Below are 24,591 nucleotides of genomic sequence, written 5' to 3' on the forward strand. Positions count from 1 at the left end.
CGGGTTTTTTTAGTGAAAGTAATAATAACTTTGTAAATCTCTATTGCACATTAATAGCTTCGGACTGCATTTCTTCATTAAGTTTATAGCTATCCTCCAGAAAATGATATTTCACAATTTTACCATTCACTACTTTAAAAATCACAACAAATTCAGTAGTAAATATCTTGTTGAATTTTAAAATTTTTGAAGACAGATGTCCGGTAGCAGTGGCATTTTCACCATTAACAGCTATAAAGTCAATTTCAAATTTTTCCGGTTTGACATTTGAGTATAATTCTTTAAAAAACTCTTCTATTTCCTTCTTGGTTTGCCTTTTACCTGTCCACGGAAATTTTTGTTTATTTCCGGGTAAGTTCCAGTCTAAATGATCAGAAATAAATCTAAAATATTTCCTTCCTTTTTTCCGGATTGTAAAGCAAAAAATTCATCTATCACCTCTTTTGTTGTTTTTAGAGATTCTTTGTTGATAGGCAACGATGGATTTTTAAAGATATTTACTCTATCTGCATCTTCTGAAGCAAAATCAGGATCCACATACACATGTATACGTTTGATAAATTCATCTTCGAATTCAAAAACATTGCAGAATTTACCATAAGAAATCTTATGATCAGGCCACTCCTTTCCGGATCTTGTAATTCCCCTTTCTGTCCCTTCTACCACAATACTATGGTCAGAAATTACATATTTAAAATTATCAATATCATGGCTGAGGCTTTGAAGATGAGCACCCATTACTTTTCCAAAATTTGTGATTCCATTTTTTCCCTTTTCAAACCCGAATTTAGGATAATATATTTCTACATCATCTGTATAGAGATTAAAATATTCTTCGTCAAATCGCCCTTCATCCACTTTTTTGAAATACGTTTTCACTTTGTTTTTGCGAAGTGTCGCAAGATCTGTATTGTTCATATTTTTTTGTTGTTGTATTGCTGGCCTGTCCTGAGCTTTCATATTGGTAATGTATATGAATATCAGAAGAGTAGCTGTTATTATGATATTGTTCTTCATTTTTTTATTTAAACCGATCGTTCCAGAATTTGATAAAAAAAATTATTTCTTAATTTGATCTATTAAAAAATCAACCATTTCCATTACTTCCTTTTTATTTTGGGTCAGGTTATAATGGCTCCAGAAACTGCTGAAAGAAGATAATATATAGCGGGCAATAATCTGAGCTGAAGTTGTACTTTTGATATTTCCACCTTCCTGAGCCTGTAATATTGCTTTTTCTATAATAGCCAGTAAAGATTTGCCACTTTTTAAAATAAGCTGCCTGGCTTCCTGATCTTCCGGAACAATTTCGAAAATGGTTTTCACCGTAAGGCATGCTTTATTATCAGTTACAGTTTGTTCAACAACATCACGGATAATGTTTTCAAGCGCGGTTATACCTTCATTTTTTGCTTGTAATGACTGGTAATATTGATTTTCTTTGAAATCAGAATAATTGGATAAGCATTTTAAGAACAAATCATGTTTATTACCATAGGTATCATAAATACTGCTTCTGTTCAGATTCATAGCATCTACAATATCGTGCATTGAGGTAGCGTGATATCCCTTTTCCCAAAAGAGATTACGGGCTAGTTCCAGTTTTTCCGTATAGTCGAATTCTTTATTTCTTGGCATACTGCAAATATACAATTTAAACCAATCGTTCCAAATTGAATTTATTATTATTTAGATTCTTCAATAGCGTGTAAGGCTGGCAATTGATTCTTTAAAAGGTAAAAATAACCTGACAGGTTTCAAAAACCGGTTAAGTTTAACACACATACAACCAAAGATTTTTATCTGTGAAAGTATACTCATTAGTATTTTTCAGGATAAAAAGCTTAGTAAAAAACCTAGTAGTGCTCCTCCGATAACAACAAAAGCACTGTTTATTTTTTTAAATCCGAATACAACAGCTATACTTATACAGGCGATAAGAGTTGTTTTCCAGTCGGTAATGCTGTCAATTCCCATAGTGATGCATACAGACAGAATGAGAGCTACAGAAGCCATATTTACACCGTTAAGAAAAGAAGAAAATGTTGCAGAATTTCTCATTTTATTTATGAAAGGACCGGACAAAGCAACAAATATAAAAGAAGGAAGGAATATGGCTAAAGTAGATACCAAAACCCCCGGAAGTCCATTGATCTGATATCCGATAAATGTCACTGAAGAAAACACTGGCCCCGGAGTAAACTGGCCTACGGCGACAGCATCTATAAGTTCCTGACGGGTAATAATCCCTCTGGAAACTAGCTCTGTATCCAGAAAGGCGAATAAAACATATCCGCTGCCGTATAATATGGCTCCGACTTTCAGAAAGATCCAGAATAATTTTAAATTGAGCAGGGAAGAAGTGTTGGATAGTAAAAACTGAAGTGGACTGATAAAAATAAAATTGTTCAGTTTTTTATTTCTTTGATACTCTATTAACAATATTAAAAATCCCGCTCCGAACATTAATACTATTTCATTGATTTGTAACAAAGAGCATAGGAGAACAATTCCTCCCACAGCCGCTAATGGGAAAGTTTTTACTGATTTTTTTGCCAGTGGGAATACAGCACCTATTATAATCGCTATGATGGCAGGTTTTATTCCATAAATAAAAGGAGATACTTCAGGAAGCCGGCCATATTCTTTGTATAGCCATGCAAAGATACCTGTAATAATAACCGCAGGAAATATAAAACAAAGTCCGGCAACTATAAGTCCTTTCCAGCCTGCTCTTTCACGTCCTATATGGATTGCCATTTCAGTACTGTTAGGACCGGGAATAAGATTGGTAGCTCCAATAAGATCCAGAAATTCCTGATCTGTCAGCCATTTTTTTTCAGCTACCACTTCTTTTCGCATCATTGCGATATGGGCAGCAGGGCCTCCAAATCCAATGATTCCCAGCTTCAGAAATAATTTGGCAAGGTCTTTTAAGTCATTATTATTGTTCACTTTAAACGATTTGTTTTACAAGGACCATTTATTAAAAATTGATTTGATAAAAGTAAAAAACTATAGTATATATTTTAATGTCTGCATGATCATTTTTTACATTAATTTTGAAAAGTATAGGCTTTAATAGCAGATTGTAAAGGTCAGGCTGGTTAAGGATTTAAAGCTGTTTGATTGAATTTTAATGTGATTACAGCGATTTTTCTTAAAATAATTTTAAAATTAGCATATTTATAAAAATTAACTTAATTATTTCAGACTGTTTTCTTACATTTATTCAATGAATTTTGAGAGAGTAGGACTTGTTTTATCAGGAGGCGGTACCAAAGGAATCGCTCATGCAGGAGTATTAAAATTCTTACAGGAAAAAGGTATTGAGATAGATATTCTTTCTTGCTGCAGCGCAGGATCTATTGTAGGATGTCTCCATGCTGTCGGAAAAACTCCGGAAGAAATCCTGGAATTCTTCAATTCTGTCTATTTTTTCAATTGGAAACACTTTACGTTCAATCAGCCGGGACTGGTTTCTTCAGTGATCTTCAGAAACTACCTGAAACCTATTTTCCACGAAATGAAATTAGGTGATCTTGATATTGAAGTGAAAATCGTAGCTACAGAGTTGGTTGCAGGTACACAGAAAATTTTTGATAAAGATTTTGAAATTGTTGATGCCATTATTGCCTCTTGCTCCATTCCGGGAATCACAACTCCTTATATCATCGGTGATGAAATGTATTGTGATGGAGGAGTACTGAATAACTTTCCGGCAGATATCATCAGAGAAGACTGTGATAAGCTGATCGGTGTATTTGTATCTCCACCCAATGAAGCAAAGATTAAGGATCTAAACTCTATTAAAGCTATTGTTTCCCGCTCTTACGACCTTCTGTCCTACAGAATCGAAAAAATAAAATTTGATTACTGTGACTGGTTCATTTCTTCCCAAAAATTATCTTCCTACGGAACTTTCGAACGGAGAAAAGACAGACTGGAAGAGATTTTCAATATCGGTTACAAAGCAGCAAAAGAAAGCTATGAAGAAAGTACTTTTTTCACAGAATTAAAACAATCTGGAACATAAAAAAATCCTGCATTAATCAATACAGGACTTTTATTTTATAAGAAAGGAAAACAATCTTGGGTTCTAAAAGAGAAGTTATAGGCAGACTATAATAACTTTCAGCCTCATTCTTTCAGCTTCCCGCTTTTATAATTCTAATTTTTCACGACATATCCGTCCTGGCGAACAATTTCACGGTCATTCGCATCATTTACAACTAATGTATAAGGTGCTTTTTTTGGAGAATCTGTAAGATAATTTCTCCAGATCTGATAGCTGTGTCCTTCATTACTGAATTCGATATAATAATTTCCTCCTGTACCGTCAGGAATCAGTTCACCATCGCTGATGATCATGCTTGGCTTAGCGGTGATCTTTGCATTAGCATTCCAGGACTGGTAAAGGTATTTTCCATTCGGTTGTTTGTCGATTCTGATCTTGAACTTTTTGGTTTTAATAATAACAGTCTTCGGTACCTGCTGAAGGGCAGAAGAAGTTATAAAACCGTCTGTTTTCGGAGCGGGAACTTCTTTAGCCTGAACAAAAGAAAACTGGGCTAAACAGAAAGTCCCTAATAAAATATGCTTTATCATATTGAGTGGTTATTGGTTAACATTTCAGACTCTATCAAATATAAAGCCATATTTCAGCTGAATGTTCTTTTTAGGAACAAGTGCGTAAAGTTTATTACAATGATTTTTTAATTATAATAAATTTGTATGAGCTAAAAATAGATTAAAAATAATTATTTAAATATTTCTATGAACTCATCTGTGTAAGATAACTTTTCATAACCTAAGTGCTTAAAATTTCCTTGAATGTAATTTTTTATCTGAAAATAATTTTTATGATAGAATTGTGATATTTTTACAACTTTATTTCCTTCTTTATACAAGTAAAGATATTCGTAAGTTCCTCCTTTACCTGTCAAATGGCTAAACTTCCAACCTTCAATTTCATGAGTTTTATAAGTTTTAGTTAGAAGTCCAAAAAATCTTCTCACAACAATAGTATCTTTATCGATTGTTATCTTGATAAATTTTGTTCTTACTTCTCCAAAGAGTATTACAAACGAAAAAATAAGTATACTTGGGAGAAATATTCTTGGAAATACTGGAGTATTATAATTTTTTGTAATAAATATCCCGGGGATAATTGATATAATAATATATAAACAGGCAATCAACAATAAAGCTGGTAAAAAAGCTTTAAAAGTAAATTTTGTATTCATAATTACAAAATAGACCTCCTAATTTAATGTTCAGGTTTAATCTCAAAATTCTGTGTATAACTTGCAAAAGCATCTTCCAGGCTTTCAAATTTACCTTTGAATTCATCAATAGGGCAGTCCTGAAGAATATTTCCTTTATGGATAAGAATAACTCTTGAACAAAGCGCTTCCACTTCCTGCATGATGTGAGTAGATAGTAAAACAGTCTTTTGCTGTCCGATCTGTTTCACCACATTACGGATTTCAATAATCTGATTGGGATCCAGACCATTGGTAGGTTCATCCAGAATCAGCAGATCCGGCTGATGAATGATCGCTTGTGCCAATCCTACACGTTGCTTGTATCCCTTAGACAACTGTCCGATTTTTTTTGATTTTTCCGGAGTAATTCCTACGAGTTCAATCACTTCATCTACTCTGGATTCTGAAATTTTGTGGATATTGGCTACAAACTGAAGGTATTCTTTCACGTACATCTCCAGATAAAGCGGATTATTCTCCGGAAGAAAACCTATTTTCTTTTTGCTTTCAATCTCATGATCTGAGATATTCATTCCATTAAAAATAATTTCTCCCTGATCAATTTTCAGAGCCCCGACAATAGACTTCATCAGCGTAGATTTTCCGGCACCGTTTGGGCCAAGAAGACCGATGATTTCATTTTTATCAATAGAAATGTTGATGTTGTCAAGAGCAGTCTGTTCACCAAATTTTTTGGTTAAATTGATTATCTGAAGCGGCATAAATTGTAATGTCTTTCTGCAAAAATAAAATAAAAAAACTCATCCGATAGAATGAGTTTAGCAATATTTATAAAATATAATTATTTTCTTGATTTTTTCTTGGCTCCGCCAGATGCCGGAGTTGCTGTAGAAGCAGTGTTGGTGGCTCCTTTTACTGCTGAAGGGTTTATACCGGAAGGTTTGTCATACATGGCATACTTTCCATTCGTTCTTCCAAAAATTTTCTCCACCTGTTTTTGGGTTAAAAACTGTGATTTTCCAATGTATTTCCGGTTCTTGTTGATCACCTGAATAAACTGCATGGTCTGCTGCCCATAGTTTTTTTCATAATGAAGCTCTATGATATCATTAGGCAGTTCCAATATAATATTTTCTTCTGGAGTGGAAATAAAACCATCCATAATCAGTTTATAGAGCCCGGCAACATCTCCATTAAGGTTCTGGAATGAAAAAGACCGGATTGTATTCAGGTTGCTGGTGTTCAGATCCTGGTAGTTCACTGTAAATTTATCTTCCTTTTTATAGAGACCAACGGAATTATCTTTACCAATTTCCACCAAACTTTCATTTTTCAACACTTTGATCTGTGAGAAAACTGAAATACCGAACATACATGTAATAAGTAGAATTATTTTTCTCATGGAATGAATTTTAATGTTTTATAACTTGGTGCACATAAATTTACTCATAAAAAAGCTAAAAAGCAATTTTAATTCGTTAAAGCAAAAGTAACATTTTTTTTTAATATTTATAAGAGATCATCTGCTGATGCTATGGGCTTCATTGTTTATATAAACGATTGTAAATCATGAAGTTTTATTCTCTTTTGTGAAAGTGCTGTTATTTTTGTTACATCAGGTATATAATTCTGAATATAATGTAATGTGTTGAAAAACAGATTGAAAATCCTTATGTAAAATTAAATTAAAAATTTATTAAAAATAAATGTTAAAAATGAGGTTTTGTGAATTAATCAATAAAAAATATCAATGAGAAGCTATAGCTGTAAGAATTACATTCTTTATTGCAGCCTCTTTGAAACTCCAGTATTCGCTGTTTTCAGGCATCTGATTCTCAAGAATAATCAGGGTGGTATCAGTGGAAGGAAAATAAGTGTTAAGGCAAGTGAAACCATCACCAAGACCTGTGACTGCAAAATAATCCAGTCCTGCCTCTTTGATAAATCTTATATTATACCCGAATCCCATACTTTCTTTTCCGAACACATTATGCTGAGAAGTTGTAGAAGGTGTCAGCATCAGCTTTTGAAATTCAGGAGAGAGAAGTTTTCCTTTAAATAAAGCCTGATCCCATTTTGCAAGATCCTGCACCGTAGAAATAATGCCTGCAGCAGGTGCTATCTTATCATTCAGGAAGGTTTCTTTTACTTTTTTAAACTGATTATTTTCATTCATATAACCTGCAACCAGAGATTGATTATTCTTTGTATTGTAAGCAAAAGTTTGATCCATTCTTAGTTTTTTGAAAAGAGAATTGGCTAATTCAGCAAAACTTTTTCCAGTTGTATTTTTAAGGATTTCACCAAGCATTATATAGGAAAGATTACCATATTTAAACTGGGTGCCCGCTTTGAAAGCAGCAGGTTTTTCAAGATTGCTAATCCCGTGGGTATGGTTCAGAAGATGATGTGCGGTAACTGTGTCGGCCCAGGTTTGAGTAAGAGAAGGAAGGTATTTTCTGATAGGAGTATGAAGGTTCAGCTTTCCCTGTTCGGCGGCCTGTAAAACCAATACTGCGGTAACCTGCTTAGAATTGGACATGATTTCAAACTGATCTCCTGTTTTCAAAAGAATTTTCTTATCAAAATCTTTGTAGCCATTGGATTTCAGATAGTGTACTTTTCCTTTCTGAGCCACCAAAACGACGCCATTGAAAGCTATCGGGTTGGGAGACGTTATAATACTGTCGATTTTATGAGTGTAAGCGTCTAGTTTCTGAGCTGTTGCGGCAACAGATAACAACGTAGAAAATACGCCTGTGAAAAATAATTGTGTTTTGGTCATTACTTATTTTTTTTTAAAAACTGAGATGTAAGAAAATTCTTATTGAATCTTTTGTAGATGGTTGTTTTTAAAGATTTGAGCTTCCAAATATATATTTTTCCTTAGATTCAACAAGTAAATATTTGTCAATTAATATGAGTGAAAACATAAATCAGTAAGATAAAAGTCTGTATTTTTAAAGGTGGTTTGAATTTATATGAGGAGTAATACTTCAAAAATGCTGATGGTACCTTATTCAGAAATGTCAATAATCAATTAAATTTCTTTTTTATGGAAAATACAGAGCATAAGCATGGAGCATCTTCTTCCATGGAAGTTGAAAAGCATTCAAAACGTTCTTCCTCTGCAATGTACGGACAATTTGTATTGATGGCTGTAGTGATGTTTTGTGCGATGTATATCATTATGTATGCTATGATAGACAGCCTGAAGAATCTTATTTCGAACATTAATAATCTATATATGGCTTTGTTGATGACTTCAGCGATGCTTCTCATTGAATTGTGGGTGATGCGAAAGATGTATACCAACAAAGCAATAAATTGGACTATAGTGATCATTGCCGTAATATCAGGTATTTTTTCCTGGTTCGGAATCAGAGAACAGATGAATGTTGATGACAGACAGTTTGTCAAAAGTATGATTCCTCATCATGCAGCAGCTATTTTAATGTCACAAAAGGCTCATCTTACCGATCCGCAGCTGATTACCCTGCAGAAAAATATTCTTAAAACCCAATCCGAAGAAATCAAGCTGATGAAGCACAAACTCAGAGAATTTGAAAAAAGGTAGGGCAGGAATCTGAAATAACACGAATATAGATATACTGTTATTTTAATCAGAATATTTTAATAATTTAGTTTCCATGAAAATTAAAACTATTAGCCTTTCTATCATTTTTTTCACTATTATTTCCTGTAAAAAGGATAAAGAATATCCTAAATATGTTGAATTGGAATCGGGAAATGGAAGCTATTCACTTTTTATAAAAGATGGAAATTTTGAATTTTTAAAAACAGAATTTGTAAGCTATGATCATATGGTAACGGCTCCTTTTTCAGAAGGTAAATATAAGATATCAGGTGATGAACTGATTTTGAATAGTGATAAAGGAAAAAAATATATTTTCAAAATAGGGAATGATTCAGAACTGATCCCTGCAAAAATGGATTCCCTGAAAGATCTGAAAGGATTGTATCCTGTTCAGATTCTTCATAATAATAAAATGCCGAAAGAAATGGGACGTCTGGATTCTTTAGGAAGAAAAAATGCGTTGTGGCTTTATTTTAATGAAAAAGGGAAGGTGATTAACCAGAGATTGTATAAAAATGGAGAGATGGTAAAAGATCATTACAAGTCGGATATTGTTATAAAATAAAGAATAAGCAAGAGACCTGGAAATAAAGAATAAGCAAGAGACCTGGAAATAAACAGTATGCAATTTTATCACAGATAAAATCCTTGCGCCTTATAGCAGTCTTCTTAATAGAATTTTGCGTCTTTGCGTTTTCCAATTATACCTTTCTTATTTGTGTGTTTTTGAAAACGAAAAACGCAAAGTTTTTTTAATTCCATAAATAATTTTAAGGTGAAAGAAGATCAAAGGTTTTTAGCAAATGAAAGTCAAAAATATATCAGCACCTTACCTTAGTCAATAAAAAAAGGCGCCACTTACAAGTAAATGGCACCTCGTTACTGAATATATTTGAATGTAAAATTGTTTTTGGTTTATCTACTCATTCTGCTTGATTTGTGGGTTATTATTAATCTCTTTATTAGGAATCTGGAATCTGAATTTATCAGGAGTCAGGTTGAATCTTCCAAAAGTATGATTCGTTCCTGTGTATACCCTTTCTAAAGGGGTGTTTAATCTTTTCATATCAAACCAGGCATAGCCTTCACCCCAAAGTTCTATTCTCTTTTGCAGGACAATTTCATTAATCAGCTCGCTGCCTGATTTCGTAGATAATGTGTAGGCCTGATCTCTTTTGGAGGTAATGTCAAATAATACCTGTCTTGCTTCAGCTTCTCTTCCTTGTCTGGCAAGAGCTTCCGCTTGTATATAATATAGTGAAGATGCTCTTATGTAAATATAATCTCCTTCAAAAAGCGTGGGATCTTTAAACTTCCAGCTTACGTAAGGCGGATAATTCTTCGTTTTTCCGTTGAATGTATATGCAGCATTCTGGTTTCCATTGAATACTTTTTTACGGTAATCCGTTGCCGGAATGGCATCATAAAGACGCTTGTCAATCAGCTTACGGATCTGTGCGGCTCCGGCATATCCTTCATTCGTATTGTCAAACATGGAGAAGAAAGAAGCATAATAATTTCCGATGCTCATTGTGGAAATGGTATTATGAAAACCCCATATTACCTCAGGATTATTGATGTTGGAAAAACCGGTGTTGGTATAATCTTCTTCGGTCATAAGGGCAATTCCCTGTTTACTTTCCTGAGCATATTGGGCTGCCTTGATATAATCCTGTGTCTCAAGAAATACTTCGGATGCAATAGCTTTAGCAGTTCTTTGGTCTATCTGGGCTCTGGAAGGTCGGGCATACGTATCCAGAAGCGTAATAGATTCTTCAATATCTTTTTTGATTTGTGAATAAACCTCAGCAACCGTTGATCTCGGAAGTCCCTGACTTGGATTAGCTGCGGTAAGAACCAATGGAAGACCGGGCTCAGACTGATGTCCGTTATAATCATGGGCATAAAAACGCACCAGATAAAAGTAGGAATAAGCTCTTAAAGCGAGCAGCTGTCCTGCAATGGCTCTGTTTTTTGCATTGGCATTTTTATCCAGACCATCCAGCAGCTTGTTGATTACGAATATTCTTGCATAAAAAGTAGTCCATACAATCTCAGAAGCAATATTACTGGCATTAGTGGCTTCATAATTATAAAACATTCCTAAATGCTGGTTGGTAGACTGGATCACATCATTAGACATCAGATCTGCACCTGCTTTAATTCCCATGATTCCGAAATCTGAGTGAACGGTGGTACCGCCTGCACCATTGCTTCGAAGATCAAGATAGATTCCACCCAGAATTTTTTCCGGACTGTTTGCATCGTTATTGAGCTGCTCCCCGGAAATATCCCCTTCCGGTAACGTATTGAGGTCATTGGCACAGCTGGTAGCCAAAAAACTTAGGGTTACAGCTGTTATAAAGTATTGTATTGTGTTCATTCCTGTTCTTTTAAAAATTAAGTTTAAAGCCTAAAGAGACACTGGATAAAAGAGAATAACGGTAGGCATCTGAAACTCCCGTCAGCGAAGCTCTCGGATCATAGCCTTTTCTCTTGGACCATAGGTACAGGTTGTTTCCTGTCACATAGATTTTCAGACCTGATAAGCCTGCCTGTTGTGCAAAACCATCGGGAAGCTGATAGGAGAGGGTTACGTCCTGAAGGCTGATATAATCCGATTTGATCAGATACAGTGTTGAATTTCCGTTCTGGTTTGTAGCGCTAAGATCTACTCTAGGCAATGCAGCCGTTGGATTTTCAGGGGTCCAGGTTTTATCCAGATCTGTTGAATAGTTGGAACCATAGCTGTCAGAATGGAATAAGCTTCTGTAAATATCATCATATCCATAGCCTCCGAACTGGTAAGCAAAATTCACTGCCAGATTGAATCTTTTATAACTGAAATCTGTTCCGAACCCTCCATATACTTTTGGAATAGCAGACTTTCCGGTGTTATAGTCGGTGGCTTCCTTATAATTACTGGTCACCGTTCTTTCTTCCTGATGAGTGGTTGGATTGATGGTTGTACGATACCATAAAGCATCGCCATTCTCAGGATTTACTCCTGCAAATTCTTTCAGGAAATAGGTATATCGGTCACCGCCTTCGGTCAGAATAAATAAGCCCGAAACAAGCCCTGTATTTCTCTGCTCAGCCGGTAATCTGGTAATCTTGTTTTTGTAATGAGTAGCATTGGCATAAAAACTCCATTGAAATTCATCACCGCGAAGAATATCGACACTTACATTAGCCTGAACTCCTCTGTTGGTCATATCTCCGATATTTCCGTATTTCACATATGAACCCGCATTGGATGGAGGAAGAGGAAGAGCGTAAATCATATCCGAAACTTTTCTTTCAAAATAATCGGCATTCAGACTGATTCTGTTTTTTAAAAGTGAAATTTCAAAACCGGCATTCAGGTTTTTGGAGGTTTCCCATTTTAAATCCTTATTTCCTTGTTTTTTAAGCGATAGAACAGGTTTGTCGTCCCCGAAGTTGTTGATTCCGTAGATATCCTGATACGCATAATAATCTCTGCTGGAACCACTTAAAAGAATGTTGTCATTTCCCTGCTGTCCATAAGAAGCTTTTAATTTTAAAGCATTGATAATACGATTGTCTTTAAGAAAATCTTCCTTTGCGATATTCCATGCAAGTCCTAATCCATAGAAATTTCCCCATCTGCTTTCCGGAGAAAATACGGAAGAACCGTCTCTACGGATATTGGCATTAAAGAAATATTTTCCGTCATAATTATACAATAACCTTGTGAAATACCCTTCTACGGCATATTCATAACCGATTCCGGATAAGTCGGTAATTTTTACGGCATTGTCAAATGACTGAGAGTCGGGTAGTAATAGCTGCTGTTTTGATCCTGAGAATCCATCATCTTTGATCTTATTCAGCTCATGCCCTGCAAGGAGGTTGAAGCTGTGATTTCCCAGCTTTTTCTGGTAAGTAAGCAATTGCTGATGGTTCAGGGTATATTTAAAATTAGAACCTTGAGAAATTGTTCCTCCCACAGAAGATGAAGTTCCTCCTTCCGTATTTCCGAACTGCAGGTTTCTGGTATTTTCGAGATATGCCCCGAAATTATAGGTAAAATCCAGCCCTTTAATGATTTCATAATTTAGGCCAAGATTAAGGTTGGTGATATTACTTACAGTCTGAGATTTGTTTTTTTGAAGGTTGCCTACAGGATTTTCAAACACCGCATAAGATCTTGTGGCGCCGTTGGGTCCCTGGCCGTCTCCATAATCATATAGAGCATTTCCATACTTGTCATAAAGCCTTTGGTAATTGTTGTCCCGCAGGAAGACAGGATAGAAAGGAGCAATATTTCTGGCAAACTGGAAAGGGTTGGAAAAACCGCCGGTCTCACCAAAATCCTGTTTGCTGTAAGTATAAGATAAAGCACTAGTTAATTTCAGTTTTGAAGTGATGGAGTAGTCTACATTAGACCTGATTCCGAATCTTTCAAAGCCTGAAGAAATTAAATATCCCTTATCGTCAAGATAATTAAGCGAAGTATATGATTTTACCTGGTCACTATTGGCATTGATTCCTACGGTGGCTTCCCTTCTCAAAGCAGGCCTGAAAAGCAGTTTCTTCCAGTCGTCCTGGTAGAGCAGCTTTGCGTCGGGATTGAAAAAACCGTCCTTTGAAATCAGTTGATTAAAAGGAACGTTATATACATTATATCCCAGTTTGGTAAGAGCAGCAAGTCCCACATCATGGGGAGAAGGGCCTGAAGGAACAGCTCCCGGCTGTTTCAGTCTTGCAATTTCGCCAATTCTTGCTCTGTTATAATAAGCGGTGTAATAATCCTGAGGAGAAGTAAAGACAGAATAATCCTCAATAGACCTGAAGTTAACCCCTGTTTTTACATCGGCCTCAATACTTACACCTTTACTTTTTCCTCTTTTGGTGTTCACAATAATAACACCATTAGCCCCTCTGGAACCGTATAAAGCATTCGAAGAAGCATCTTCAAGAAAAGAGATACTTTCAATATCCGATGCGGCAATACTGTTCAGGTTTCCGCTGTATGGAATGCCATCGAGTACAATTAACGGATCACTGGACGCGTTGATAGAGCCTATTCCTCTCATTCTGATGGTGGGCTGGGAGCCTGGCTGCCCGGAAGAAATCACCTGTACTCCCGCTACTTTTCCTCCAATTCCCTGAAGAATATTTCCGTTTTGAAGATTTGAAAGATCTTTAGCCTTCAATGACTGTACAGAACCTGTAATTTCTTCTTTTTTCTGCTTCCCAAAAGCTACCACCACCACTTCTTTGATGGAAGTTTCTTTGGAAAGACTGTCTTTGCTTTGTGCAAAACCATATTCCGCGAACAGGAGTAAGGCCAATACACCAAGCTTACATTGTTTCTTTTTCATTATATTAATCTAGGTTTAAAACTGAATTGTGTATTACTGCTGATCTCCCGTTAAAAAATGTGATTTTCCGCCTCCTTTTTCAGGGAGGTTATAAAACGAATAGTAAAATTACAGGAGAGGTACCCGGATGAAAGAAGCCTTGAACTCTTTGGCTTTAATTCCTACAGTAATGAATGTATCTTTTAAAAAGTTAGCACATCATCATCATGCACATCATATCAAAGCACATGTCTTGAGAAATGCAGTTGTGCTGTGAAAGGGCAGACATTCCACAACAATTTTGCTGTGCAGAAGCTGCCGCCGTAATGGTGCATAGGTAAGAATTAAAGGTATTCTTATTCATGAGAATAAAGTTTATGATTTTGTTAACTGGGTCAAAATTATCTAATAAATGACGAACCCAGATAAAACGAGAGCATGAGATAAATCATATTAGTCTACTAAATTAGTAGGTTAATTGATTTGAATTAAATTTATGAATCGTAAATATTTGATTTTTAATTAATTAATTAATTAATTAATTCCATGTTTGAAAATGTTAAAAAATAATAAAAAAGTTAATTTTCATGTGTGAATTAAATTTAAAATTATAAGTCTATTTATTTTGTAGACTTTTTATTTATTTTATAGCTGTATTTTCATGAGAATAAGGATCAGGAGCTTCATCCTGCTATCCGCTCATACTCCTCGCACCTGGCTGAATCCACTTTCTGCTGCGGGGTAACCGCTGCTATCAGGGCTAAGGACGGTTTGAATCATCATATAAAATTATCCCAAACCTCTGTGTCAATCTGTGAGATGCGGTAATAACAAAAAAGAAGTCCATCTTTCGATAGACTTCTTATGAAAACAAGATTAAAATATGGATTTATTCTTTCTTAATATCCGGAACTGCCAACGGAGCCTGATCCCAACCACCGCCAAGCGCTCTGTAAACAGCAACACTCGCTTTAAGTTGGTTCACTTTCTTCTCTACCAGCTCAAACCTGGATTCCAGAGCATCCCTTTGAGTCAGTAAAACTTCCATGTAATCAGCACGGGCATATTTGAACAGGTCGTTGGAAATATCTATAGACTTTGTTAAAGCATCCACTTCCTTCGTTTTGATATTCACACTGCTTTCCAGATTATGAATCTTAGACAACTGATTCGCTACCTCAATATAAGCTCCCAAAACAGTCTGCTCATAATGATATACTGCCTGAATCTGTTTCGCATTGGCATTATAATAAGCCGCTTTAATCGCTCTTCTGTTGATCAATGGTGCTGTAAGTTCTCCCGCAAGAGAAAACAGAAACGACTGAGGTTTGATGATATACAGTGGATTAAAAGCTTGTAACCCGACTCCTGCAGAAAGATCAAGAGAAGGGTAGAACCTTGCTTTGGCCACTTTAATGTCAAGCTTGGCAGCAGCCAGTTCATATTCAGCCTGCTTGATATCCGGACGGTTTTCCAAAAGTTCAGAAGGAATTCCTCCATACACCGCTTGCGGAACAATAGAATCAAAAGAATTCTGACTTCTTTCCACGGGTTGTGGAAATCTTCCCACCAGATAATTAATCCTGTTCTCCGTTTCAACTATCTTCTGCTGGATGTCATACTGCATTCCCTGAGTTTTCAGAACCTGGGCTTCAAATCTCTGTACTGCCAGTTCATTGGATCGCGCATTCTTTTTTAACTCTTTGATAATATCCAGCGCATCATTCTGAATTTTAATATTCTGATTCAAAATAACCAGCTCATTATCCAGTGCCAACAGTTCATAGTAAGAATCTGCAATTTCAGAAATAAGATGAGTTGTCATGAAATTCTTTCCTTCAATGCTGGCAAGATATCGCTGTACCTGCGCTCTTGTGGCATTATGAAGTTTTCCCCAGATATCCGTTTCCCACTGTGCCTGGGCACCAACACCAAAGTCAAATAAAGGTTCAGGCATTTCTCTGCCGGGTTCTATTTCAGTATTGGCTTCCATAGCTCCGATATTGGTATACCGGCTTACTTTGTCTACACCAGCTCCGGCTTTTAAACCTACAGAAGGAAGATATTCCCCTTTTTTGGCTTTGATTTCATTTTTAGACATTTCAATTTCCTGAAGGACAATATTCAGTTCCTGATTATTCTGAAGGGCCTGACTGATCAGCTCTTGGAGATGTGGATCACTGAAATATTCATTCCACTTCATTTTTCCGGTATTGATAGTGTCGTTTTCTGCTGAACCGTATTTTTCAGGGACGGTTTTATTTTCAGCACGCTGTGCTATTTCTATAGGTTTACAGGCAGTAAGACTTAATAAGACGACTGCCAGACCTGCATATTGATATATTTTTCTTTTATTCATAATGGATCATGTCTTCGCTTAATGGAGATTCATCTTCGTCTTTGATCATTTTTTTACCATCAGACCACTTGGCAAATATGTAGTAAAGCCCCGGAATGACAATCACTCCGAACAGTGTTCCTATCAGCATTCCTCCCAGTGAAGATGCCCCAATGGTATGGTTTCCGATCGCTCCCGCACCTCTTGCAAAAACAAGCGGAACCAATCCTGCAATAAAGGCAAAAGAAGTCATCAGAATGGGTCTGAAACGGGCTTTGGAACCTTCTATAGCGGCTTCGAGAATAGAATCTCCTGCCTGACGTCTTTTCACGGCAAATTCTACAATAAGTACTGCGTTTTTACCCAGTAATCCGATAATCATGATCAATCCAACCTGTGCGTAGATGTCATTTTCCAGTCCCATTGCTTTTAATAATAAGAAAGATCCGAAAACTCCCACCGGTAAAGAGCAAAGTACCGCAAACGGAATCAGAAAACTTTCATACTGAGCCGCCAGAACCAGATACACGAATACCAAAACAACAAGGAAGACATAGATCGCTTCATTACCACGTTGTGCCTCATCATAAGACAATCCTTCCCACGCTACTTTGTATCCGTGAGGAAGTGTTTTGGCCGCGGTTTCATTGATGGCCTGGATAGCATCTGCCGTTGTATAGCCTGCAGCCGGAAGACCACGGATTGCTGCGGAATTGTACATGTTGTAACGGGTAATTTCGTTCGGTCCCTGTGTCTTTTTCATCGTCATAAATGCTGAATAAGGAACCATTTCATCACGGTCATTCTTCACATACAGGTTCATAATATCCGTAGGAAGCCTTCTGAATTCCGGAGACGACTGCACATACACCTTGAAGAACTGCCCGAAACGGATAAAGCCCTGTTCATAGGTACTACCGATCAGAATATTGAGGTTGTCCATCGCTTTTCCGATAGAAACTCCTTTCTGCATCGCTGCATTATTATCAAATACCAGCTCATACTGAGGATAATTAGCCGCAAAAAAGGTGAAGACTCCCGAAAGCTCCTTACGCTTTTTAAGCTGTGCGATGAAATCTTTATTGGCTTTGTCAAATTCCTGATAATCGGTAGTTCTGTTCAGGTCAAGCAATCTCATGGAGAAACCTCCCGAAGATCCGAATCCTGGTACAGCTGGTGGTTCAAAGAACTCAATGGTAGCACCAAGATCTTTTGATTTTTCTTCCAGCTCTTCCATGATCTCCTTCACAGAATGATCACGGTCGTTCCAGCTTTTAAGGTTGATCAGACATGTTCCTGCATTCGAACCACGGCCTTCAGTCATGATTTCATATCCTGCCAGGGATGATACAGATTCCACACCGTTTACTCGCATACAGATTTTCTGTAATGTTCTGGAAACCTTATTCGTCTGCTCAAGGGTAGAACCCGGAGGAGTCTGGATGATGGCATAGATTGTTCCCTGGTCTTCATTCGGGATAAACCCTCCCGGAAGAACCTTATTGATCATCACAATTCCGGCACAGAAAGCAATCAGAATTCCCCACGTTACTACTTTTCGGCTTACGATTTTTCTAAGGAATGAAGCATATTTTCCGGTTACTTTATCAAAACCACTATTGAATGAGTCTAAAGCTTTGGTGAAAATATTGGCTTTTTTAGGCTTTCCATGGTGGTTTTTCAATAACATTGCGGCCAAAACAGGAGTCAGCGTAAGGGCTACTACCGCTGAAATCACAATAGAACTCGCCATAGTAATCGAAAACTGACGGTAGAAAGTTCCCACCGGACCCGTCATAAATGAAATAGGAATGAATACAGCTACCATCACGGCTGTAATGGCAATAATAGCACCTGCAATTTCACCCATTACTTCTTTTACCGCTTTATAAGGCGAAATATTACTGTCTTCCATTTTGGCGTGAACGGCCTCAATTACTACAATCGCGTTGTCAACCACAATACCGATCGCCAATACCAATGCGAAAAGAGTAACAAGGTTGATGGTTAACCCAAAGAATTGGATCACGAAGAATGTTCCGATCAAAGAAACCGGCACGGCAATAATAGGAATCAAAGTAGAACGCCAGTCACCAAGGAAAATGAAAACTACAATGGCCACCAGAATAAATGCATCTCTTAAAGTATGTATCACCTGTTCAATAGAAGCATCAAGGAACTGGGAAACGTCATAACTGATTTTATAATCAACACCCGGAGGAAAGTTTCCTTTCATTTCTGCCAGTTTCGCTTTCACATCTCTGATTACGTCATTGGCATTACTTCCGTAATTCTGTTTTAAAACGATAGATGCGGAAGGATGCCCGTCAAGATTGGAATAAATATCAAAGAATTCACTTCCCAATTCTACTTTGGCAATATCTTTTAGCTTTACATTTTCTCCTTCGGCATTGGAACGTACAATGATATTTTCATACTCTTCCGGTTTGTTGTATTGTCCTTTATAAGTCAGTACATATTCCAGTGACTGTGCTGCAATACCGGAGCTTTGTCCGATTCTCCCCGGGCGTCCGATGATACTTTGTTCGCCGATAGCTTTCATTACCTCATCTACAGAGATGTCATAAGCACGCATACGGTCAGGGTTCAGCCAGATACGCATGGCATATCTTCGGCTTCCCAGGATCTGAGATTTTGCAATCCCGTGGATGCGGTTAATTTCCGGGATGATATTCACCATTGAGTAGTTGTACAGGAATTTTTCATCCATACTTTTATTCGTGCTGTAAAGGTTCACGTACATCAGCATACTGGGCTGAATCGGGTTTACCACGACTCCTTCTTTCTGTACCAGTTCTGGTAATAAAGGCATTACCTGGTCTACTCTGGTTTTTACCAGAACTACTGCCTCGTTCGGATCGGTTCCGGGATCGAAGACAACGTTCACCGTAGCTTCCCCGGCACTGGTAGCATCGGTGGTGATATAACGCATTCCCTGAACTCCATTGATGGCATTTTCAATTGTAATCAAAGATGATTTTACCAATACATCTGCACTCGCTCCCGGATAAGCAATAGAAACAGCTACGGTGGTAGGGGCAATTTTTGGAAACTGTTCCGTAGGAAGCTGCTTCATCGCAATCCCTCCCATAAACAGGATCACAACCGATATCACAATGGCGAAAACCGGTCGGTGTATTACTTTTTTAAACATAATGCTGCTTTTGGGTTACTCGGCGTACAGATCCAGGTTCGACATTACTTTTTCAGGCTTTTGGTATTTTGAGCTGATCTTCTGGTTTTCCTGAACCATTCTAAGCCCTTCCAAAAGGATTCTGTCATCCTTTCCAAGCCCTGAAGCGACAACATAAATATGCGGTAATTCAGCAGCAACTTTTATTTCTCTTGCATGTACCTTACCATCTTTACCGATCACATAGACATATTTCTTTTCAAGCTCCTCGAAAGTCGCTTTCTGTGGAATCATCATTGCATTGGCATAAGGTGAGGTGATAACGATGTTTCCGGTTTCACCATATCTCAACAGCCCTTTTGGATTCGGAAAAGTAGCTCTGTAAGCAATATTTCCGGTTTCATTGTCAAAATCAGACTCTATGGTTTGTACGATACCGTCTTGTGTAAACTCTTTGCCATTGGCCATTCTTAAACGTACATGCATTGGATTATTATCCTTTTTGGCATCCATCTGATTAAGATATTCAGCTTCCGGTACATTGAAATATACCCACATTTTGCTGTTGTCGGAAAGTTCAGTTACAAGCTCGCCTTCATCTACAAGGCTTCCTTTACGTACGTGTAGCTTTCCTACAATTCCATTGAAAGGAGCACGGATTTCGGTAAATTTTAAATGGGTATTCATTGAAGCAAGTTCGGCCAGTGCTTTTTCATACCTTGCTTTAGCCATAGCCATTTCCTGAGGGGCAACAATGTTTTTGTCAGAAAGGTTTTTGGTATTCTGATATTCGATTTGCGCGTATTTGGATTCCGCTTTGGCACGGTTTACATCAGATTCATAAAGATTAGGCATGATTTTGAACAGCAGCTGCCCTTTTTGTACAAACTGCCCTTCATCTACATAAATAGACTGGATGTATCCTTTTTCCTGAGCTCGAAGCTCAATATGATTAATAGAACGGATTTGCGCAACATAATCTTTGTTCACCAAAGTATCTTTGATAAGCGGGCTTGTTACGTTGAATGACGCTGCTTCTGTTTTTTCCTTTTTTTCAGATTGACAGCTTACAAACAAGAGAATAAGGCACAAGTTGATATACATGAGACTTTTCTTGACCATGATAATATATTGTTTTATAATAATTTATAATTGAAAAAAATAGTGTCATCGGCTCTCATAACAGAGTATGAAAGCGGATAAGGTTTTCGAAAAAAATAGTATAAAATCACAGTCGGATGACCCTGTACTGGAGGTACAGATCATCATGTAAGGTCTTTAAAAGTTCTGATTGGGCAAGTGAAACAGCGATTTGTCTGTTGTGAAATGTAGTAACGAAATCTGAAATCAGATGCCAGAAACCATCTTTGAAAAGAGCAAGAAGCTCGGTAGAACCAGAGGTCTCTACGTTGTCATCATTTTCATTGTCGTTTTCAGAAAGATTAGCTCTGATTTTGTTGTACAGGGGATGGCTGACATTGTAAGTATCATGAGCTTCATTATTTCTAAGAAATGCAAAAGAGTCTTTGAAGCTCTTTTTTTCGTGAACAAGAAGATCAGTGGTAAAATGAAGATCGGAAGAGATATCCGTTGAAATATACTGCTGAATTTGCCCGTAATACCATCCTAAAACGGTAAGCATCGCAAATAACAAGCTGTACAAATATTGATAAAATCTTTTCCGCATCCCAGAGACAAAGGTAATTAAACTTAAAAATAGGTGCAACGGCTAAAGATTAAAAAAGTGTTAAAAATTAGGCTGTTTCATTGAAAAAATAAATGAAATTGCGATGAACTAGGTTGTGAGCATCCATAATCCTTCACCAAACTGTTTAAAAATAACACCAGTCTTCTCCTCTGCATTTCAGAACCTCTTTCCCGTAAAGGATGATAAATAATCTTTGATCAATATAAGCCTGCAGTATTGATGTTGCATACTTTTTATTTCATTATAATTACCTGGAGATTTTAAAAATTTTAATATTATTTTTGAATTAGCTTTATTTTGCACAATTTTTGCTGTAAAAAGCTACTTTTAACGGTTAAAGCATAGCCGATAGTTCAAAAAACTCCTCCAATATTTATTATGATGAAAAAATACCTTATTTATATATCACTTTTTGGAGCACCCTTATTTTGGGGGCAAGGTAAAGTGACCGAAAAATCTGCATACCAACAGAAACTGGCATTATCAGAGACAGAAAATGCATTAATGGCATTTGATGCTGATATAAAATTGTCCGATGAAGAAATCGCTTTGGATAAAAAACTATTCCAGATTCGTAAACAGTTTCTCAGTGATTCGGAAGCAAAGAAAATATCTTTATATAACAGCTCTTTTAATGAATTAAAACCATTAATAGAAAGCAGCAAGCTGTTTGAAATTCTTCAGACAATGCCGAAAGGAGGTTTGCTGCATACCCACAGCGGTGGAATAACAGATGTGAAATGGATCATTTCAGCTGCAAGGAAATATGAGGAATGTTATGTTTACGATCAGAAAGACAACAATCAGTTCATTTTCGGACAGCTGGCCTTTTTTGAAAAAGGAAAAGTCCCGGCCGGATTTGTAAACCTTGATAAAAAGCTTACTTCGAACCCTGGTTTTGAAAAAGAACTGCAGGATCTTCTTACGCTGAAACGTGATAGCCTTTGCTCTTATACAGATTATTGGATTGAATTTGAAAAACGTTTTAAACGTATCAGTTTACTGCTTCCGTATCGTCCTTTCTTTAAAGCATATTATCTGAAAGGATTTCAGGATTTGATAAAAGACAAAGTTCAGCACGTAGAAATCAGATATATCTTTGATGAGCTTTACGATTTTAAGCATGGAAAATATCCTTTGAAAACTTCTGTCACAGATCTGCAGGACATTCTTAAAGAAGTACACCAATCAGATCCGCAGTTTACCCTGAAACTGATCTATTCAAGTTTTAAATTTCTGGATAATGAAAGCATCGGAAAACAGCTGGAAACAGCATTTGAAATGAAGAAAGAATTTCCGGATATGATCTCAGGCTTTGACCTTGTAGCGGATGAAGCAGCAGGTCATCATATCAGTTTTTTTGAAAAAAGCTGGGCAAAAATGAATGAACTTAGTACAAAGTATAAGGTAGAGCTGCCTCTTTTCCTTCATGCCGGAGAAAGCAATTCTATGTTGAATACAAATGTTCTGGATGTAGCACCGCTCAATAATAAAAGAATCGGTCATGGACTGAATCTCATCTATTTTCCAAAAACCATGGATCAGATCAGAAAACAGGATAAATTGGTGGAAGTGAGCCCGATCAGTAATCAGATCTTAGGATATGTAAGTGATCTGAGGAATCATCCGGCAAGAGTTTTATTAAGTAACGGAGTACAGTGTTCCATCAGCAGTGATGACCCTTCTGTCTATGGATATACCGGTCTCAGCTATGATTTCTGGGTAACACAGGTGTATTGGGAGCTGGATGTGAAAGCCCTGAAAAAACTGGTTTTCAATTCTATTAATTATTCTTCTATGAATGATAATGAGAAAACGAAAGCTGCAGCTTACCTGAACCAGCAGTGGAATGATTTTGTTCAGAAAACAAATCAGAAATTAAATTAATAGGATTCTTCCTGTAAAAATAAAATCGCATTATTGACCTCAATAATGCGATTTATCCTTTTAACAGATACATCTGTTACTTTTTAAACTTTGCTTTGGATAATTCTTTTTTTACAGATGTACTCAACTTTGGCGGACTTACTTTAGTCAGAGCCAACGATTCGCAGCCATTGAAAACAGCAAAACGTTTTACAGTTTCTACGAAAGGTTTTAGCCATAAATCAAGGTCAATAGTACTGTTTTCAATATGTAAATGAATAAGCTCCAGTTTTTTTTCCTTTCTGTGCGCTTTACAGTCAACCCTTCCGATAAACTGATCCCCAAACAGGATGGGCAGACAGAAATAGCCGTATTGTCTTTTTTCTTTTGGAGTATAGCATTCCAGGCGGAAATCAAAATCAAAAATCTGTTTGATTCTGTCCCGATGGATAATAGCGTTATCAAACGGAGACAAAAGCCAGATATTGGAATTTCCGGGATCAAATGTCTTTTCAAGAACATGGTTCAGCATAAAGACAGAAGATAATCCTTCTGTTTTCACCTGAGATATCAATCCTTCTTCAAGCATTGTCTGCAAGACTTTCTTGACATCTTTCTTTACATCATTTCCCTTCCGAAGGTGAGTGATCTGCTTTAATGTAGTAAATCCATAAGCTCTCAGATTAGTTTTTACCAGATATTCTGCAAACTCAAGTGGAGTAGGTTCTGTAGTATCAATAGAAGAAGGTAAAACCCTCTCGGTGAGATCATATGTTTTCTGCATTCCCACACGTCCGCTTATCATCAGGTCTCCCTGCATGAAAAGTCTCTCAAGAGCCAGCTTGGCAGGTTTCCAGTTCCACCAGCTTCCTGCTTTATGGCTTTCATTCTCAAAATCTCTTGCTCTTTTAGAGCCTTCGTTACGAATGATGTCTCTCACATATTCCATTACCCTGTGATCAGCATTGTAGTAACGGGATTCTCCTCTTTTAATCATCAGCATCTGAGGCAAAACATACCGGAAATCTTTCATAGGAAGATAAGACGCAGCATGAAACCAGTACTCAAATACCTTACGTTCTTCTACCAGTTCCTCCAGATAATCTGTATGAAAATCAGGGATTCTTGTCCAGAGGGTATGATGATGAGCACGCTCCACCATAGATAAAGTATCGATCTGTATATATCCAAGGTGCTCCAAAGCATTAAGAACCGCATCTTTTCCGGTTCCGAACGGCGCATGTTGCGTTAATCCCTGGCTATCCAGTGTTGCAAGTTTCAATTGTCCTGATGCCAACTTCTTTTCCATATTTGAAATTCGGAGAAACAGCTTTTATGATGTTTCTATCAAATATAGTGATTTAAGGGAAAA

Annotated in this window: 20 protein-coding genes; 4 read left to right on the forward strand and 16 right to left on the reverse strand. The window is 37.0% G+C overall.

Annotation, left to right across the window (positions count from 1 at the left end):
• Nucleotides 1-40 precede the first annotated feature (40 nt).
• The 4 genes from DEU40_RS22860 to chrA form a co-directional block, all read right to left on the reverse strand.
• Nucleotides 41-427, reverse strand: coding sequence for a nuclear transport factor 2 family protein (locus DEU40_RS22860; RefSeq protein ID WP_110010458.1), 387 nt, complete (start codon nucleotides 425-427; stop codon nucleotides 41-43).
• Nucleotides 364-1,017, reverse strand: coding sequence for a nuclear transport factor 2 family protein (locus DEU40_RS14350; RefSeq protein ID WP_181397973.1), 654 nt, complete (start codon nucleotides 1,015-1,017; stop codon nucleotides 364-366). The genes DEU40_RS22860 and DEU40_RS14350 overlap by 64 nt, the downstream gene beginning before the upstream one ends.
• 42 nt (nucleotides 1,018-1,059) lie before the next feature.
• Nucleotides 1,060-1,638 carry a TetR/AcrR family transcriptional regulator gene (locus DEU40_RS14355; protein ID WP_110010459.1) on the reverse strand — a complete coding sequence of 193 codons (579 nt, stop codon included), beginning with the start codon at nucleotides 1,636-1,638 and terminating at the stop codon, nucleotides 1,060-1,062.
• 192 nt (nucleotides 1,639-1,830) lie between these two features.
• The gene (gene chrA, locus DEU40_RS14360) at nucleotides 1,831-2,955 is read right to left on the reverse strand and encodes a chromate efflux transporter (RefSeq protein ID WP_110010460.1); all 1,125 of its coding nucleotides are present in this window, start codon (nucleotides 2,953-2,955) and stop codon (nucleotides 1,831-1,833) included.
• A 280-nt stretch (nucleotides 2,956-3,235) separates the two neighbouring features.
• Here chrA and DEU40_RS14365 point away from each other — a divergent pair, with 280 nt between their 5' ends.
• The gene (locus DEU40_RS14365) at nucleotides 3,236-4,036 is read left to right on the forward strand and encodes a patatin-like phospholipase family protein (RefSeq protein WP_110010461.1); all 801 of its coding nucleotides are present in this window, start codon (nucleotides 3,236-3,238) and stop codon (nucleotides 4,034-4,036) included.
• A gap of 134 nt (nucleotides 4,037-4,170) precedes the next feature.
• Here DEU40_RS14365 and DEU40_RS14370 read toward each other — a convergent pair whose 3' ends face one another.
• The 5 genes from DEU40_RS14370 to DEU40_RS14390 form a co-directional block, all read right to left on the reverse strand.
• Nucleotides 4,171-4,608: a hypothetical protein gene (locus tag DEU40_RS14370; protein WP_110010462.1), complete on the reverse strand. Its 438-nt coding sequence runs from the start codon at nucleotides 4,606-4,608 to the stop codon at nucleotides 4,171-4,173.
• A 152-nt stretch (nucleotides 4,609-4,760) separates the two neighbouring features.
• Nucleotides 4,761-5,246, reverse strand: coding sequence for a hypothetical protein (locus tag DEU40_RS14375; protein WP_110010463.1), 486 nt, complete (start codon nucleotides 5,244-5,246; stop codon nucleotides 4,761-4,763).
• A 23-nt stretch (nucleotides 5,247-5,269) separates the two neighbouring features.
• Nucleotides 5,270-5,989, reverse strand: coding sequence for an ABC transporter ATP-binding protein (locus tag DEU40_RS14380; RefSeq protein WP_110010464.1), 720 nt, complete (start codon nucleotides 5,987-5,989; stop codon nucleotides 5,270-5,272).
• An 80-nt stretch (nucleotides 5,990-6,069) separates the two neighbouring features.
• Nucleotides 6,070-6,630 carry a hypothetical protein gene (locus DEU40_RS14385; RefSeq protein WP_110010465.1) on the reverse strand — a complete coding sequence of 187 codons (561 nt, stop codon included), beginning with the start codon at nucleotides 6,628-6,630 and terminating at the stop codon, nucleotides 6,070-6,072.
• Nucleotides 6,631-6,975: 345 nt separating this feature from the next.
• Entirely contained in the window at nucleotides 6,976-8,013 is a 1,038-nt protein-coding gene (locus DEU40_RS14390; RefSeq protein WP_110010466.1) for a serine hydrolase domain-containing protein, read from the reverse strand.
• A gap of 270 nt (nucleotides 8,014-8,283) precedes the next feature.
• Here DEU40_RS14390 and DEU40_RS14395 point away from each other — a divergent pair, with 270 nt between their 5' ends.
• Together DEU40_RS14395 and DEU40_RS14400 are read left to right on the forward strand one after the other, a co-directional pair.
• Nucleotides 8,284-8,805: a DUF305 domain-containing protein gene (locus DEU40_RS14395; protein ID WP_110010467.1), complete on the forward strand. Its 522-nt coding sequence runs from the start codon at nucleotides 8,284-8,286 to the stop codon at nucleotides 8,803-8,805.
• Between the two features lie 73 nt (nucleotides 8,806-8,878).
• The gene (locus tag DEU40_RS14400) at nucleotides 8,879-9,391 is read left to right on the forward strand and encodes a hypothetical protein (RefSeq protein WP_110010468.1); all 513 of its coding nucleotides are present in this window, start codon (nucleotides 8,879-8,881) and stop codon (nucleotides 9,389-9,391) included.
• Nucleotides 9,392-9,745: 354 nt separating this feature from the next.
• On the opposite strand, the gene DEU40_RS14405 is transcribed toward DEU40_RS14400, so the two are convergent.
• From DEU40_RS14405 to DEU40_RS14430, 6 genes are all read right to left on the reverse strand, one after another.
• Nucleotides 9,746-11,209 (reverse strand): RagB/SusD family nutrient uptake outer membrane protein, encoded by a 1,464-nt coding sequence (locus tag DEU40_RS14405; protein WP_110010469.1) that lies wholly within the window; start codon nucleotides 11,207-11,209, stop codon nucleotides 9,746-9,748.
• 10 nt (nucleotides 11,210-11,219) lie between these two features.
• Nucleotides 11,220-14,174 carry a SusC/RagA family TonB-linked outer membrane protein gene (locus DEU40_RS14410; protein WP_110010470.1) on the reverse strand — a complete coding sequence of 985 codons (2,955 nt, stop codon included), beginning with the start codon at nucleotides 14,172-14,174 and terminating at the stop codon, nucleotides 11,220-11,222.
• 868 nt (nucleotides 14,175-15,042) lie between these two features.
• Nucleotides 15,043-16,512 (reverse strand): TolC family protein, encoded by a 1,470-nt coding sequence (locus DEU40_RS14415; RefSeq protein ID WP_110010471.1) that lies wholly within the window; start codon nucleotides 16,510-16,512, stop codon nucleotides 15,043-15,045.
• Entirely contained in the window at nucleotides 16,505-19,666 is a 3,162-nt protein-coding gene (locus tag DEU40_RS14420; protein WP_110010472.1) for an efflux RND transporter permease subunit, read from the reverse strand. The genes DEU40_RS14415 and DEU40_RS14420 overlap by 8 nt, the downstream gene beginning before the upstream one ends.
• Nucleotides 19,667-19,681: 15 nt before the next feature.
• Nucleotides 19,682-20,767 carry an efflux RND transporter periplasmic adaptor subunit gene (locus tag DEU40_RS14425; protein WP_110010473.1) on the reverse strand — a complete coding sequence of 362 codons (1,086 nt, stop codon included), beginning with the start codon at nucleotides 20,765-20,767 and terminating at the stop codon, nucleotides 19,682-19,684.
• 106 nt (nucleotides 20,768-20,873) lie between these two features.
• Nucleotides 20,874-21,308 carry a hypothetical protein gene (locus DEU40_RS14430; protein ID WP_146207862.1) on the reverse strand — a complete coding sequence of 145 codons (435 nt, stop codon included), beginning with the start codon at nucleotides 21,306-21,308 and terminating at the stop codon, nucleotides 20,874-20,876.
• A 423-nt stretch (nucleotides 21,309-21,731) separates the two neighbouring features.
• Here DEU40_RS14430 and DEU40_RS14435 point away from each other — a divergent pair, with 423 nt between their 5' ends.
• Nucleotides 21,732-23,240, forward strand: a complete 1,509-nt coding sequence (locus DEU40_RS14435; RefSeq protein ID WP_110010475.1) for an adenosine kinase — start codon at nucleotides 21,732-21,734, stop codon at nucleotides 23,238-23,240.
• A 76-nt stretch (nucleotides 23,241-23,316) separates the two neighbouring features.
• On the opposite strand, the gene DEU40_RS14440 is transcribed toward DEU40_RS14435, so the two are convergent.
• Entirely contained in the window at nucleotides 23,317-24,528 is a 1,212-nt protein-coding gene (locus DEU40_RS14440) for a winged helix-turn-helix domain-containing protein (RefSeq protein WP_110010476.1), read from the reverse strand.
• Nucleotides 24,529-24,591 lie beyond the last annotated feature (63 nt).

The organism is Chryseobacterium sp. AG844, assembly GCF_003182335.1.
Classification (GTDB): Bacteria; Bacteroidota; Bacteroidia; order Flavobacteriales; family Weeksellaceae; genus Chryseobacterium; species Chryseobacterium cupriresistens.